This window comes from Mycobacterium sp. 1245805.9 (assembly GCF_001672915.1).
GTDB lineage: Bacteria > Actinomycetota > Actinomycetes > Mycobacteriales > Mycobacteriaceae > Mycobacterium.
Map to the genome: position 1 here is coordinate 16,890 of NZ_LZKR01000093.1, position 14,361 is coordinate 31,250.

Annotated in this window: 12 protein-coding genes; 6 read left to right on the forward strand and 6 right to left on the reverse strand. The window is 69.3% G+C overall.

Annotated features, from left to right (window positions below):
• The first annotated feature begins 58 nt into the window (after positions 1–58).
• The 3 genes from A9X00_RS13195 to A9X00_RS13205 all read left to right on the forward strand — a co-directional run bounded on the left by A9X00_RS13195 (position 59) and on the right by A9X00_RS13205 (position 5,503).
• On the forward strand, positions 59–1,000 hold the full coding sequence (locus A9X00_RS13195; RefSeq protein ID WP_067153608.1) for a PHB depolymerase family esterase: 942 nt from the start codon (positions 59–61) through the stop codon (positions 998–1,000).
• A gap of 82 nt (positions 1,001–1,082) precedes the next feature.
• Positions 1,083–3,704, forward strand: coding sequence for a LuxR family transcriptional regulator (locus tag A9X00_RS13200; RefSeq protein ID WP_082975173.1), 2,622 nt, complete (start codon positions 1,083–1,085; stop codon positions 3,702–3,704).
• 119 nt (positions 3,705–3,823) lie between these two features.
• Complete coding sequence (locus A9X00_RS13205; RefSeq protein WP_156772069.1) at positions 3,824–5,503, forward strand: PPE family protein; 1,680 nt, start codon at positions 3,824–3,826, stop codon at positions 5,501–5,503.
• 55 nt (positions 5,504–5,558) lie between these two features.
• On the opposite strand, the gene A9X00_RS13210 is transcribed toward A9X00_RS13205, so the two are convergent.
• Complete coding sequence (locus tag A9X00_RS13210) at positions 5,559–6,164, reverse strand: TetR/AcrR family transcriptional regulator (protein WP_067153612.1); 606 nt, start codon at positions 6,162–6,164, stop codon at positions 5,559–5,561.
• A 68-nt stretch (positions 6,165–6,232) separates the two neighbouring features.
• Here A9X00_RS13210 and A9X00_RS13215 point away from each other — a divergent pair, with 68 nt between their 5' ends.
• Genes A9X00_RS13215 through fadD1 form a run of 3 tightly spaced genes read left to right on the forward strand, consistent with a single transcriptional unit; the run spans position 6,233 to position 9,524 of the window.
• Positions 6,233–7,063, forward strand: coding sequence for an alpha/beta fold hydrolase (locus A9X00_RS13215; RefSeq protein WP_067153614.1), 831 nt, complete (start codon positions 6,233–6,235; stop codon positions 7,061–7,063).
• Between the two features lie 36 nt (positions 7,064–7,099).
• Positions 7,100–7,861 (forward strand): SDR family NAD(P)-dependent oxidoreductase, encoded by a 762-nt coding sequence (locus tag A9X00_RS13220; RefSeq protein ID WP_067153616.1) that lies wholly within the window; start codon positions 7,100–7,102, stop codon positions 7,859–7,861.
• Positions 7,862–7,880: 19 nt separating this feature from the next.
• Positions 7,881–9,524 carry a fatty-acid--CoA ligase FadD1 gene (fadD1, locus tag A9X00_RS13225; RefSeq protein WP_067153618.1) on the forward strand — a complete coding sequence of 548 codons (1,644 nt, stop codon included), beginning with the start codon at positions 7,881–7,883 and terminating at the stop codon, positions 9,522–9,524.
• Here fadD1 and A9X00_RS13230 read toward each other — a convergent pair.
• The 5 genes from A9X00_RS13230 to A9X00_RS13250 are packed head-to-tail and all read right to left on the reverse strand — an operon-like array spanning position 9,463 to position 14,361.
• Complete coding sequence (locus A9X00_RS13230) at positions 9,463–10,116, reverse strand: PadR family transcriptional regulator (RefSeq protein WP_067153621.1); 654 nt, start codon at positions 10,114–10,116, stop codon at positions 9,463–9,465. The two genes, fadD1 and A9X00_RS13230, sit on opposite strands and share 62 nt — an antisense overlap.
• The gene (locus tag A9X00_RS13235; protein WP_067153623.1) at positions 10,113–10,535 is read right to left on the reverse strand and encodes a Zn-ribbon domain-containing OB-fold protein; all 423 of its coding nucleotides are present in this window, start codon (positions 10,533–10,535) and stop codon (positions 10,113–10,115) included. The genes A9X00_RS13230 and A9X00_RS13235 overlap by 4 nt, the downstream gene beginning before the upstream one ends.
• Positions 10,532–11,707 carry a thiolase family protein gene (locus tag A9X00_RS13240; protein ID WP_067153626.1) on the reverse strand — a complete coding sequence of 392 codons (1,176 nt, stop codon included), beginning with the start codon at positions 11,705–11,707 and terminating at the stop codon, positions 10,532–10,534. Before A9X00_RS13240 ends, A9X00_RS13235 begins: the two co-directional genes overlap by 4 nt.
• Positions 11,697–12,026, reverse strand: coding sequence for a hypothetical protein (locus tag A9X00_RS13245; RefSeq protein ID WP_067153628.1), 330 nt, complete (start codon positions 12,024–12,026; stop codon positions 11,697–11,699). The genes A9X00_RS13240 and A9X00_RS13245 overlap by 11 nt, the downstream gene beginning before the upstream one ends.
• Before the next feature lies 1 nt (position 12,027).
• On the reverse strand, positions 12,028–14,361 hold the full coding sequence (locus A9X00_RS13250; RefSeq protein WP_067153630.1) for a CoA transferase: 2,334 nt from the start codon (positions 14,359–14,361) through the stop codon (positions 12,028–12,030).

A 14,361-nucleotide genomic window follows, 5' to 3' on the forward strand; every position in this document is an offset into this window, starting at 1 on the left:
CCCGGGCCATTTTGACAAGTTACTTGTCAAATCTGCCGCCGGCTGCCACGATGAGTTCATGCGGTCGCTGCGCGCTCGGGGGTTCGGTATCGGTCTCGCGTCGATTTTGGTCGTCGTGCTCGGCGGCTGCGTCGGCGGCGGGCACGCGTTGGGAACACCTGGCTCCCAACCGATTCCGGTCGGGCAATCGACCCAATCCATCGACTCCGGCGGCGTCAGCAGGACCTTTCATCTGTACCGACCGCAGGGATTGCCCGACGCCGCACCGCTGGTGGTGATGCTGCACGGCGGCTTCGGCAACGGCGCACAGGCCGAGCGGTCCTACAACTGGGACGCCGAGGCGGACAACGGGCATTTCCTGGTGGCCTACCCCGACGGCCTCAACCGTGCCTGGAACGCCGGGACGTGCTGCGGCGAACCGCAGCGCGCCAATACCGACGACGTCGGCTTCCTGACCGCGATGGTGGGAGCCATCGAGCAGGAGATCCCCATCGATCGCGCGCGCGTCTACGCCACCGGCATGTCGAACGGGGCGATGATGGCGCTGCGGCTGGGCTGCCAGAGCGACACCTTCGCCGCGATCGCCCCCGTCGCCGGCACGATGCTGACCGATTGCTCGCAAGCGCGACCGACATCGGTGCTGCAGATTCACGGCACCGCCGACGAACGGGTCCCCTACAACGGCGGGCCCGGAAAGGCTTTCGCCATCAACGGGAATCCACGCGTCGACGGCCCCTCGGTCGAGTCGGTCAACGCCACCTGGCGGGCCATCGACGGGTGCGGTCCCCCGACCTCGACCACCGCCGGCAGCGTGACCACCCAGACGGCCGGATGCCCCGACGGGCGCACCGTCGAGTTGATCTCGGTGGCCGGCGCCGGCCATCAGTGGCCCGGCGGACAGCCCAGCCCGCTCGCGGAACTCGCCGGAATTCCGGAACCGTCGACCGCGCTGAACGCCACCGACACCATCTGGCAGTTCTTCACCCAGAGCCACCGCTGACCATCTGTCGAGCGTCGACTTTGTTTGGGCGATCGTCGCGTTTTCGGTGCGATAACTCGACACTCGCCGGTTTACTTGTCACGTGGAGCGCTTGCTGGAGCGCGAGGCCGTCCTCGCGAAGCTGGCCGCGCTGACGCGCGCCGCGCGAAAGGGCAAGGGCCAGGCGGTGTTACTGCGCGGCGAAGCCGGGGTGGGCAAGACCGCGGTGATCACCCGCTTCTCCGCGGGCCTCGACGCCGAGATGCGCGTGCTGCGCGGCTGGTGTGACCCGCTGGCCGCGCCGCGGCCGCTGGGCCCGCTACTGGACGCGCTGGGCGGGGTGGGTCCCACGGCGGCTCGGGCCTTGGACGACGCGATCGAATCGGGCGATACCGGCGCGCTGTACCGGCGGCTGCTGACCGTGTTGCGCGACGGACACCGCTGGGTCTGGCTGATCGAGGACGCCCATTGGGCCGACGGAGCGACCCTCGATCTCATGCGATTCCTGGCCCGGAGAATCGACTCGCTGCCGCTGCTGTTGGTGGTGTCCTACCGGGACGACCAGCTCGACCGGCAGCACCCGCTTTCCGTCGCGCTCGGGGACATCGCAACGTGTGTCGCGGTCAGCCGCATCGGATTGGAGCCGCTGAGCCGCGAGGCGGTCGCGGAGCTCGCCGCCGGCAGCGGCGTCAACGCGGACCAACTGCACGAACTGACCGGCGGAAACCCGTTCTATGCCACCGAGATCCTGGCGGACGGTGCGCAAGCCCTGCGACGGAATGCGTTGCCGCGCACCGTGACCGAGGCCGTCTGGGGCCGCCTGGGGCGGCTGTCGCCGGCCGCGCGCGAGACCGCGCACGCGGTGGCCGTCTGCGGCCCGCGGGTGCACCCGGCGCTATTGGCCAAGGCGTGCCCGGCCGCCGGCGCAGGGCTGGCCGAATGCCTCGACGCCGGGGTGCTGCACACCGAGTGGGACGCGATCGGGTTTCGCCACGAGCTGGCCCGGCGCGCGACCCTCGACCAAATCCCCAACCTTGAACGCAAGGCCATGCACACCCGCGCGCTGGCCGCTCTCGCCGAACCGCCCATTGACCCGAACACGTTCGCGGCGTTGGCGTTTCATGCCGACCAGGTCGACGACGCCGACGCCGTCATCCGCTACGGCGTGGCCGGGGCCGAACGCGCCGCGGCCCTCGGGGCACCTCGGCAGGCCGCCGACCTGTTCGCGCTCGCGCTGCGGCGCGCCGACACCGAGCCGGCCGACAAAAGGGTCCAGTGGCTCGAGCAGCACGCGGTGGCGTGCTACCTCTGCGGGCGCGGCGAGGCCGCGGTGTCGTCGTGGCGCGAAGCGATCGCGCTGCGCCACACGATGGGCGACCGCCTCGGCGAGGGCGACGACCTGCGCTGGCTGTCGCACGGATTGTGGGGCCTGGGCCGGGTCACCGAATCCGCCGACACGGCGCGCGCCTCGCTGCGCCTGTTGGAGGGCGCTCAAGCGTGTCCGCAGCTGGCCTGGTCGTTGGTGAACATGGCCGAGCAGGGCCTGTGGAATTTCGACCCGGACTGCGCCGAGTATGCGGCGCGGGCGATCACGGTGGGCGCCCAGCTCGGCGACGACGCGGTGGTTGTCCGCGCGCGCGGCTACACCGCGTTGGCCAATGTGGTGCGCACAGACACGGGGTGGGACGAACTCGAAGCGGTCTGGCACCAAGCGAAGGACGCCGATCCCCGCGGCGAGACCGCCGCCTTCTTCGGCGCGGTGAACGGCTACATCGCGGCGATGCACTACGACCCCGAGCGGGCGGATCGCTACATCGCCGACACCGTCGCGTACTGCCGCGACCGCGGTATCTACCTCTTCGAGGGAATCGCCGACGGTGCCGACATGCTGGCGGGCTTGCATCGCGGCCAGTGGGATCGCACCATCGCACGCGCCGAGGATCTCCTCACCCGCCCCGGACTGACGCTGGTGAATTGGATCTCGCCGCGGATGGCCCTGGCCCTGATCCACGCCCGCCGCGGCGAACAGCCGGTCGCCTCGCTGCTCGACGCCTTGGAATCGGACTACGAGCTGGAGCAACAACGGTTCTTCCCGATCTGGGCCGCACGCGCCGAAGCCGCCTGGCTGGACGGCGACGACGACCTGGCCCGCGGCGTGGCCCAAAGTTCACTGGCCAAGATGGGCGCGGACCGGAATCCCTGGCTGATCTGGCAGTTGCGCCGGTGGGCCCGACTTCCCGGTGGCCCACCGGAGCCCGTCGCCGGCGGCGACCCGTTCACCCCGTTCCAGCTGGAGATCAGCGGCGACTGGCGCGGCGCGGCGGCGGCGTGGGAACGCCGCGGCTGCCCCTACGATGCGGCGATCGCCCGGCTCGGCGGCGACGTCCCCGCGGCGGAATCGGCGCTGGCCACCTTCCGTGGCCTGGGCGCCCGAGCGGCGGCCCGCCGCGCTCAGCAGCGCCTGGCAGCACTGCGCGGTGCGGCTCGTCGCGGCAAGGGCGCGGGCACCGTTTCCGACCCGGATGGGCTGACCCAGCGGCAACGCGAGGTCCTCACCCTGATCGCCGCCGGGCACAGCGACGCCGAGGTGGCCACCAAACTGTCCCTCAGCCCCAAGACCGTCGGCCACCACGTCGCCGCGATTCTGGCCAAGCTCGGAGTCGAGAACCGCACCCAGGCGGCGGCACGCGCCCGAGACGCCGCATCTCAGGCCCCGCAAATATAGGGAAAATTCCCGATCCGCGAGGGTCGCTCCCCAACGCACATTCGATAGCGATGCGATCCATCGCGGCGCCCGGGCACGCGGCAATCGGTGGCAGCGGACGCTACGGCTAGGAAGGCACGGTGATGAGCTTTTTGGTGTTTCCGCCGGAAATCAATTCCGTACTGATGTTCGCCGGGGCCGGTTCGGCACCCATGCTCGAGGCGGCCGCGGCCTGGGAAAGCTTGGCCGCCGAATTGGACAGCGCCGCTTCGTCATTCGGGACGGTGACGTCAGGGCTGGCGGGTCAGGGTTGGCAGGGGCGGGCGTCGCAGGCGATGGCGGCCGCGGCCGCCCCGTACACGGGGTGGCTAAGCCACGCGGCGACGCAGGCGGCCACAGCGGCCGGGCAGGCCCGCGCGGTGGTGAGCGCATTCGAGGCGGCGCAGGCGGCCACCGTGCAGCCGGTCCTGGTGGACCTCAACCGGAATTCGTTGGTGCGGATGGCGATGTCCAACTGGTTCGGCCTCAATGCCCCGGCGATCGCTCAGCTCGAGGGCGAGTACGAGGAGATGTGGGCGCAGGACGTGACGGCGATGTCCGGCTATTACTCGGGGGCGTCGGCGGCGGCCGCCGCGCTAACCCCCGCGCAGACGCTGCAGGAGCTGCTGGCCGGCCTGCCCAACCTCGGCATCGGCAACAAGGGCAACACCAACCTCGGCAGCGGCAACACAGGCAGTGGCAACGCCGGCAACGGAAACACCGGCAGCTCCAACCTGGGCGGCGGGAACATCGGCAACCAGAACGTCGGCGACGGAAACAACGGCAGCCGCAACTTTGGCTCTGGGAACACCGGTTTCGGCAACATCGGCTTCGGAAACGCCGGCGCCACGCCGACCACCGGCCAGAACGTGGGCATGGGCAACAGCGGCAACAACAACTTCGGCCTTGGCAACAACGGCGCGGGCAACTACGGCGGCGGAAACAACGGCAACGGGAACATCGGCGCCGGCAACACCGGCAACGCCAACATCGGATTCGGACTCACCGGTAACAACGAGATCGGAATCGGGGACACGTATTTCGACAGGGCAACCAACCAGTTCCACTTCGGCACGCTGAACTCGGGCAGCGGCAACATCGGCTTCGGCAACTCCGGCACCAACAACATCGGCTTCTTCAACTCTGGCAGCGGCAACGTCGGCATCTTCAACACGGGCAGCAATGCTCTGGTGTCAGGGGCCCCGAACAACTTCGGCATCGGAAACTCCGGCATCGGAAACTTCGGCTTCGGAAATTCTGGAGCGGTAAACACCGGCATCGGGAACGCCGGCGAGTTCAACACCGGTTTCTGGAATTCGGGCCAGTACGACACGGGGGCCGGAAACACGGGCTCCGCCGATACCGGCTTCGGCAACTCTGGCGGTTTCAACACCGGCAATGGGAATTCGGGCGACACCAACACGGGTTTGTGGAATTCGGGGAACGTGAACACGGGCTTCGGTTCCACCACCGACACGGGCCTGGCCAACTCGGGCTTCAACAACACCGGCACTGGAGACTCGGGCTTTTTAAACACCGGCCCCGCGATGTCGGGGTTTGGCAACACGGCCACCGGCGGCATTGAAGACGGAGCGATGTCGGGCTTCTTTAACAGGGCCACTGGCGGTTCGGACATCAACGGCGCGACTTCGGGCTTTTTCAACGTCGGCGTCACCGCTCCCATCGCCGCCTTCCCGAGCGGCACCTTCAGCGGCGCGAACTCGGGCCTGTTCAACGTCGGCACCGGGATCGCCGGGCTGTTGAACCTCGCCCGCCTGTAACGAGGCGGCTCACGCCGCCGTGCCCTCCGCGCACCAGCGACATTAAGGCCGAACGCTATTCGCTCAGCATCGCGTCGATCAGCCGATGCAGCACCTCCCCGGTCTCCCGGCGGGCGCGTTTCGGATCGTCGGCGGTGGCGATCACCATGGCCGCCTCATCGAGCGCGCCGATCAGGATGTGGGCCAACGGGCGCATCGGTTGCTCGGCCAGCTGCCCGGCCTTGACGGCCTCGGCGAGCAGTTGTTCGGTCATGCCCAGGCTGTAGCGCTGGGCGACGTCGCGGAAGGCCGGCCACCCGAGCACGCTGGGCGCGTCCAGCAGGATCAGCTGACGCACCTCGGGGTCGCCGGAGACGTCGAGCCAGGCGTCGACGGCGGCCCGGATCGCATCGGCGGGCGTCGTCGCTCCGGATTCGGCCACGATGGTGCCCATCCGGGCCATCACATCCTGCTCCACGGCCTCGACGACCTCGGCGAAAAGTGTTGCCTTGTCAGCAAATTGGTGGTACATCGCGCCGCGGGTCACGCCCGCCGCGGCGGCGATCTCGGGCGTCCCAACGTCGGCGTAGCCGCGCAGGCCCCACAGCCTGCGGGCAGCCGAGATCAGCGCGTCGCGGGTCGCCGCGGAGCGCTCCTCCTGGGTACGCCTCTTGATTTCCATACAGCCTGTTGGTAACTTACGAACAGACAGCCTGTTTGTAAATCTACCTTCCGATGTAGGAGTTAGCCATGTCGACGATCGACATTAGTGCCGGGACCATTCACTACGAAGCAACCGGACCAGAGGACGGCAGGCCCGTCGTGTTCGTGCACGGCTACATGATGGGCAGCCAACTCTGGCGCCAGGTCGCCGTCCGCCTCGCCGATCGCGGCCTGCGCTGCATCGCCCCCACCTGGCCCCTGGGCGCGCATCCCGAGCCGCTGCGTCCGGGCGCCGACCGGACCATCTACGGCGTGGCCGGCATCGTCGCAGAGGTGCTCGCCGCCCTCGATCTCGAGGACGTGGTGCTGGTCGGCAACGACACCGGCGGAGTGGTAACCCAACTCGTCGCGGTGCACCATCCCGAACGGCTCGGGGCGCTGGTGCTCACCAGTTGCGATGCGTTCGAACACTTTCCGCCCCCGATCCTCAAGCCGGTGATCCTGGCGGCCAAGTCCAAGACGATGTTCAAGACCGTCGCCCAGGCCATGCGCGCGCCGGCCGCGCGCAAGCGCGCCTTCGACGGCCTGGCCTACACCAACATCGACGACCTCACCGAGGCATGGGTGCGCCCGGGCCTGTCGGACCCGGCGATCGCCGAAGACCTGCGCCAGTTCACCCTTTCGATGCGCACGGAGGTCACCACCGGCGTCGCCGCGCGGCTGCACGAGTTCGACAAGCCGACGCTCATCGCCTGGTCGGCCGACGACGTGTTCTTCGAACTCGGTGACGGCGAACGGCTGGCCGCGACCATCCCGAACGCCCGCCTCGAGGTGATCCAGGGGGCGCGCACGTTCTCGATGCTGGACCAGCCAGAGCGGCTCGGCGACCTGCTGTCCTCGATCGCGGTGCACACCTAGCTCGGGACGGCGCTTGGCGGGCGCTACGCTCGCGGCATGCAAAACGTGCTGCAAGGCAGGCGAATCCTGGTTACCGGCGGAGCCACCGGTATCGGCGCGGCCGCCGTCGGAGTCCTCACCGACGCGGGGGCCGAGGTCGTCGGCACCTACCACAAAACCCCGCCGCCGGATGGCCTGGCGAACACCTGGCTGCAGTGCGATGCGCGGGACGCCGACGCCGTTACGACGATGACGCAACAGGCCGCGGATCACCTCGGCGGGCTGGACGTCCTGGTGAATGCGGCGGGGCTGTGGCAGGCCGGAATCCCGGGCTACATCGGCGCCGACGACATCTCGTTCCTGCTGGACACCAACGTGAAGGCCACCATCCTGACCAATCAGGCCGCCTACGCGGTGATGAAGGAGCAGAACCCCAAGGGCGGCAGGATCATCAATTTCGGGTCCTCCGAAGCCGTGCAGGGCAGTGCGATCTCGGCCGTCTACGCCGCAACGAAGGGTGCGGTGCAGGCCTGGACACGATCGGCCGCGAAAGCCTGGGGCGCCGACAATGTCACCGTCAACGCCTTGGCCCCGGCGGTGCAGACACCGGGCTCCGACCGTTTCCGGGATTTCCTCGGTCCCGACGCGAGCGCCCTCATCGATCAGCAGATGCAGCTGATGATCCCGATCGGCGGGAAGCTCGGCGAGCCCACGCGGGACGTCGGGCCGATGCTGGTGTTCCTGGCCGGCCCCGGCTCGGGCTTCATCACGGGGCAACTGCTGGCCGTCGACGGCGGCCTGATGATGGTGGGTGGCTAGGTGGAGGCGGACCGGTCCAATGGCTGACGACACGATTCAGGCGCTGCTGCGTAAGCGCCTGACCGACCCTGCCGTCGCGGTGAAACACGGCCACCTGCAGTGGACTTGGGACCAATACCTCACCGAGGCGACGGCGCGGGCCGCGGCCCTGATCGCCGCAGCCGATCCGCAACGGCCGATGCACGTCGGCGCCCTGCTGGGAAACACGCCCGAGATGCTGGCCCAGATGGCCGCCGCCGGGCTCGGTGGCTACGTGCTGTGCGGAGTGAACACGACGCGGCGTGGCGAGGCCCTGGCCGCCGACATCCGGCGGGCCGACTGTCAGTTCGTGGTCACCGATCCCGAGCATCGGCCCCTGCTCGACGACCTCGACCTCGGGGCAACGCAAATCCTGGACACCTCGACGCCGCAGTGGGCCGAATTTCTCGGGGGCGCCGGCGAATTGGTGCCCCACCGCGAGGTCGCCGCGACGGACGCGTTCATGATGATCTTCACGTCGGGAACCAGCGGTAATCCCAAGGCGGTCCAGGTATCTCACCTGATGGCGGTGGTCGCCGGGCTCAGCCTGATGGGACGATTCGAGCTGACCGAGGCGGACACCTGCTACGTGTCCATGCCGCTGTTTCACTCCAACGCGGTCGTCGCCGGATGGGCGCCCGCGGTGGCCTCCGGCGCCGCGATCGTGCCGGCGAAGTTCTCGGCGAGCCACTTCCTCGACGACATCCGCCGCTACGGGGCCACCTACATGAACTACGTCGGCAAGCCGCTGGCCTACATCCTCGCCACCCCCGAACGCGACGACGACGCGGACAACCCGCTGCGGGTGGCGTTCGGCAACGAGGCCAACGACAAGGACATCGAGGAATTCGCGCGCCGATTCGACGTCCAGGTCGAGGACGGCTTCGGCTCGACGGAGAACGCGGTCATCGTGATCCGCGAACCCGGGACGCCAAAAGGGTCGATCGGCCGCGGGGTCGACGGCGTCGCGATCTACAACAGCGAGACCGTCACCGAATGCGCCGTCGCACGCTTTGACTCCAACGGGGCGCTGGCCAACGCCGACGAGGCGGTGGGCGAGTTGGTCAACACCGCCGGCTCGGGTTTCTTCACCGGGTATTACAACGATCCCGAGGCCAATGCCGAGCGCATGCGCCACGGCATGTACTGGTCGGGGGACCTGGCCTATCGCGACGCCGACGGCTGGATCTACCTGGCCGGGCGCACCGCCGACTGGATGCGCGTCGACGGCGAGAACCTGGCCGCGGCGCCCATCGAGCGGATCCTGTTGCGCCACAGCGCCATCAACCGCGCCGCGGTGTACGCCGTCCCGGACGAGCGGGTGGGGGACCAGGTGATGGCCGCGATCGTCCTCAACGACGGCGCCGAGCTCGACCCCGATTCGTTCGAAGCCTTCCTGCGCGCACAACCCGACCTCTCTCCGAAGGCCTGGCCGCGATACGTCCGAATCGCCGCGGACCTGCCCAGCACCGCCACCCACAAGGTGCTCAAGCGCCAGCTGATCGCCGAAGGCGCGTCCGCCGGTGAGGGCGAAATCCTTTGGGAGCGCGACGGGCGTGGCACCGCCTACCGGCCCGCCGTGTCTAACTCTGGTCCGTTCGTGCGCGGCGGCGGATCTGCCCCTTCGCCCGCCGCACCCGTTTGACGGGATCTCGGCTGGTGCCGCCGGCGATCTCGTCGCGCAGCTGAGCGATGTTGGAGATCTCCGCATATAAACCGCGAATCGCGTAGTCCAGCACCGCAAACGAGCAACGCTGGTCCGGGTCATCGTCCAGACCGAGGTCGCGGGAGCGCTGCCGCGACCACAGCGCCTCGTCCAGCCGGGCGCGGGTCGCCTCGAGGTGGCTGTCCAGCGTGTCGACCACGTGTTCCGCATCGTCGCCGCGCGCGAGCCAGGTCTTGAGGATGACGGGGTGTTTGATGACCACCCGATCCTGGGCCGGAAAGTGCTGGACCCACCGGCGCAGCGCGTCCAGCCCGGAGTCGGTGGTCTCGTACAGGGTGATCGCCCGCTTGCCGGATTGGGCGCCGATCTCGCTGACCATCCCCCGCTCCAGCAGCCGGTTCAGTTCACGGCGCACGTGGCTCACCGACGGCGACCAATAGAAGTGGCCGACCGACAGCTCGGCGCGCATCTTGATCTCGCCGGCGGTGAGTTGTTCGTCGTTGGCGGCCAGCACGCCCAGCACCAGGTATGCCGTCACCGGCAATCCGTTGCTGGTGCGCGCGGGAGTCATTGCAACCCGGTGAAATACGGCAGGGTGACGTCGGCGCCGACGGTATGGAATTGCACCCGCACGCGCATCCCGATCGCCAGGTCGCCCGGGTCCACACCGACGATGTTGGTCAGCATCTGGTAGCCCTCGTCCAGCGTGACGATCGCGGGCGCGTAGGGCGGTTCGAACTCGGCGGTGACCGGGCGATGCACCACGGTCCAGCTGTAGATCTCGCCGACCCCGTCGCTGCACTCCCACCGCAATTCGGGCGAAAGGCATTGGCGGCAGTTCTCGGTCGGCGGAAAGTTCGACAGGCCACACGCTTCGCAACGTTGGTAGCGCAATTCCCCGGCCCCGCAGCCCTGCCAGAACGGGACGCTGAGTTCACTGCTGGCGTGGGGCACCGGCCCGGTCTGGGGCCGCAACGGTTCAAAAGTCATAGCTGCTCGTCTCCCAGGATCAGCACCGTGGTGAATAGGGCTCCCGCTCCCCCGTTGCTGCAGAACGCCACGTGCGCGTCCGGCACCTGGAGGTCACCGGCCTGGCCGCGCAGCTGTTGGACGGCCCGGACGGCCCGCTGCATCATCTGCGGGTTGGAGCCGGCGTGGCTGAAGGACATGGTCCCCCCGTCGGTGGTGACGGGATGGCTGCCGTCGATCGCGATGTGGCCGTCGGCGACGAACGGTCCGCCCTCGCCGTCGCCGCAGAACCCGAAAGCTTCTAGCTGGCGGATGATTTCGAAGGAGAACGGGTCGTAGAGCTCCAGCACGTCGACGTCGTCGGGCCGCAGGCCGGCGTGGGCGAACGCACGCTCGGCCGCGCGCCTGCCCACGACGCCATTGACGTAGTGGCCGTGATCGCCGCGCCGGCCGGTGAGGTCCCACGCGGGTGGGTGCTGATACGACGGGCCGTGAAAGTCCGCGCCGCTGCCCACTACATAGATCGGTTGGCCGGCGACGTCCACTTTGTCGATGTTGGCCACGACCAGGGCGCAGCCGCCCTCGGAGGTGGTGGCGCAGTCGAGGAGATGAAACGGGTCGGCGATGGGCCGCGAGGCGGTGATGTCCTCCGGCGCGAATGGTCCCCGTTGGTAGTAAACGGCTTCGGGGTTTCGCGACCCGTTGTTGCGAATGGTCGCGGCGACCATCGACAGTTGTTCGCGGGTGGTGCCGTAGACGTGCATGTGGCGCCGGGCGATGAGCGCGAACTCGGCGGTGGTGAACATCCCCCACGGCGCGACGAATTCGTTCTCGGGCCTCGTCCAGGGGGCGGTGGCCTCGTGGTCGCGGTATTCGCCGGCTTGCGCGGCGACCAGGACGACCACGTCGGCCATGCCGTGCTCGATCGCGGCGGCCGCCTCGGTGATCATGCCGACCCCGAACGCCAGTCCTTGCCAGGCCGGTCCGAGGCGCAGGTCGTAGATCAGCGCGGTGGACAGCGGGCCGGCGCTGATCCCGTCGACGTCCTCGAGGCTCAGGCCGGCGTCGGCGAGGGCTCCGCGAATGGCCTTGAGCGCCAGGCCTCGTGAGGTTTCGCCGTCGAGCCGGCGGCCCTGCCGGGTGTTGTGCACCCCGACGATCGCCGCGGTCCGCTTGGCCGGGCTAGTTTTCATCCGCGACAACTCCCAGGTAGGTGCCCACGACGTCGTATTCTCGCCCGTCCCGCTCGATGGTCCCGATCGGTCTGGCCCGCGGGTCGCCTTGTGCGGCACCGGTTTCCACCACGTCGATGCGCACGTCGATCGGCCTTGCCGATTGCGGGTCGGTGATCTCGACGACCATCGCCACCGCGCGTTCGCTCTCGTCCCATTCGACACCGGTGATTCGGTGGCGGGCGGTCAGCTCCATCACCACGGAGTCCTGGCGCACCAGGAATCGGACCGGGGCGCACAGCTCGCCGGCGCGCGGCGGGACGCACAGCGTGACCGCCACCTCACAGTCCCGCCGGCCGTGCGCTGGTGGCCCCCAAGGTGCGCAGCTCCGACCGATCCCGTTGGCTGCGCCCCAGAATTCCCGTCAGCACTTCGTCGGTGTGCTGGCCGTACAGGGGCGGCACCCGCCGAAGCCAGCGTCGTGGCTTCCCGGCGAAGGCGAAGGGCATGCCGGTGCACAAGAACGACCCGGCCACCGGATGGTCGACGGTTTCCCAGAAGCCGCGGGCGAGCAACTGCGGGTCGCTCAGCAGCTCCGCGGCCGGCGCGACGCGTGCCGCCGCCACCCCGCCGCCGCGAAGCGCAGCCACCGCCTGGGTCGCCGAGCGTCTCGCGGTCCAGCCGGAGATCTGCTTGTCGATTTCGTCGGCACCATCCCGCCAGGCTGCGGCTTCCGGGCCGAGGTCGGGTCGCTCGATGAGGGCCGCCAGGGACGCGCGCGCAGCGTCGTCCAGCGCGGCGAGCGCAACCCATTCGTCGTCGCCGCGGCACGGATACACGCCCTGGGGGGTCGCGCCCGGGCCCCTGTTCCCGTTGCGGCGCAACTCGATCCCGTTGCGCGAGTACTCGACCACCATCTCGGCGGCCACGTTCAGCGCGGCCTCGACCATCGTCGACTCGACATGCATTCCGGTCCCGTCCCGGTCCCGGATCACCAGTGCCGCAATCGCGGCGAACGCGGCGTGCAGCCCCGCCATCGGGTCGCATACCCCGCGCGGAATCACCGGCGGGCCGTCGGGGTGTCCGGTCACCCACGCCATTCCCGTCGCCTGCTCCATCGTCTGGGCGAAGCCCACGCGGTCGCGCCACGGGCCGTCGAGGCCAAACGCCGGCATCCGCACCATGATGGCGCGGGGATTGGCCGCGGTCACCGCATCCCAGTCCAGGCCGAAATTCTCCATCACCCGCGGTGAGAAATTCTCGATCACCAGATCGCTCGCGGCGATGAGTTCCAACGCGATGGCGCGCCCGGCGTCGACGCTGAGTTCGACGCTGACGCCGCGCTTGTTGTTGTTGCTGCACAAGAACACCGGGCCCCACTCCCACCACTGGTCCCAGTCGGGTGGGCGGCCGGCGGACAGCCGCATGCCGTCGGGCCGGCGGACGCCCTCGAGCTTGATCACGTCGGCGCCGAGGGAGCCCAGGAATTGGGTCGCGACCGGTCCCGCCCAGAACGCGGTGAAGTCGGTTATCCGTATGTCGGACAACGGGAGCGCGTCCGCGTCGGCGGCCCGTGGCGGGTGGGGCCGCGGCGGCCAGTGGACGCGGCCGTTGTCCGCGCCCAGCAGCGGGGGCCTTCCGGGCGGCCGGGTCCCCATCGCCTCGCTCCGATACGGCACCCGCGGCTGCAGCCCACCGGGTTCCGATTCGACGAAGACGCCGCGTTCGACGAAGTGGTCGACCTTGGGCAGCGTGGCGGGCGTGCCGATGGGGGCCACCGGGATGCGGAAGGCCACCGCGATGTCGATGATCTCTTGCGTGGCGCGGGTTTCCGTCCACTGCGTGACCATGCCGAGGAATTCGTCGCGGCGCTGGACCCGTCCGACGAACGAGGCCAGCTCGGCGTCGTCGAGCAGGTCGGCGCGATCGATCATGACGAGAAAGTCTTGGAATTGCTGCGCGGTGATGGTGCAGAAGCCGACCATGCCGTCGGCCGTGGGAACGATCGACGGCAGTTCCAGGCTGCGTTCCTGCTGAAGCGAATCGGCGCCCAGCACGCTGGCCGACATGGCGGACAGGCCGCCCATCGCGATGGCCATCGCCTCGTAGGTCGAGACGTCGATGACCTCTCCGCTGCCCCCGCGGGCGGCGTGCCGGGCCGTCGCGGCGGCGACGGGCGCGGCGAACGAGCCGGCTAGCCACTCGCCGAGCCGCCCGCCGGCCTGCACCGGTTCGTCGCCCGGCCAACCGCGGCCTGCGATCGAGCCGCACAGCGCCTGCAGGATGAACTCGTTGGCCACCAGCTGGTTCTCGACGTACGGTCCAGTGGTGCCGAACGGTGTCACCGCCACGACCACCGCCGACGCTCCGGTGTGAGCGGTGATGTCGTCGAGGGTCCAGCCGTCGGTCAGGTCGGTGAGCACGATGTCGGCGCCGGCCAGTAGCGCCGCGGCCTGCCCGGGGTCGTTGACCGACTTCTTGCCGGCGGCCAGGTAGCCGAACAGCGCGCCGGTAGGCCCGCCGGCCGACCAGTTCCGCATCGAATCGCCCCGCGGTGACTCGATTTTCACGACGTCCGCGCCGGCGTCGGCGAACATCTTGCCGCAGTAGGACACCGCGATTCCGTTGGACAACTCCAGCACGCGCCAGTCGGCGAACGGCGCCCGGGCTGCCAC

What these genes read in the sequence shown, in the direction of transcription:
- A9X00_RS13195 (WP_067153608.1), top strand. Translation starts at nt 59, where the DNA reads ATGCGGTCGCTGCGCGCTCGGGGGTTCGGTATCGGTCTCGCGTCGATT.
- A9X00_RS13210 (WP_067153612.1), bottom strand. Translation starts at nt 6,164, where the DNA reads ATGGAAATCAAGAGGCGTACCCAGGAGGAGCGCTCCGCGGCGACCCGC.
- A9X00_RS13215 (WP_067153614.1), top strand. Translation starts at nt 6,233, where the DNA reads ATGTCGACGATCGACATTAGTGCCGGGACCATTCACTACGAAGCAACC.
- A9X00_RS13220 (WP_067153616.1), top strand. Translation starts at nt 7,100, where the DNA reads ATGCAAAACGTGCTGCAAGGCAGGCGAATCCTGGTTACCGGCGGAGCC.
- fadD1 (WP_067153618.1), top strand. Translation starts at nt 7,881, where the DNA reads ATGGCTGACGACACGATTCAGGCGCTGCTGCGTAAGCGCCTGACCGAC.
- A9X00_RS13230 (WP_067153621.1), bottom strand. Translation starts at nt 10,116, where the DNA reads ATGACTCCCGCGCGCACCAGCAACGGATTGCCGGTGACGGCATACCTG.
- A9X00_RS13235 (WP_067153623.1), bottom strand. Translation starts at nt 10,535, where the DNA reads ATGACTTTTGAACCGTTGCGGCCCCAGACCGGGCCGGTGCCCCACGCC.
- A9X00_RS13240 (WP_067153626.1), bottom strand. Translation starts at nt 11,707, where the DNA reads ATGAAAACTAGCCCGGCCAAGCGGACCGCGGCGATCGTCGGGGTGCAC.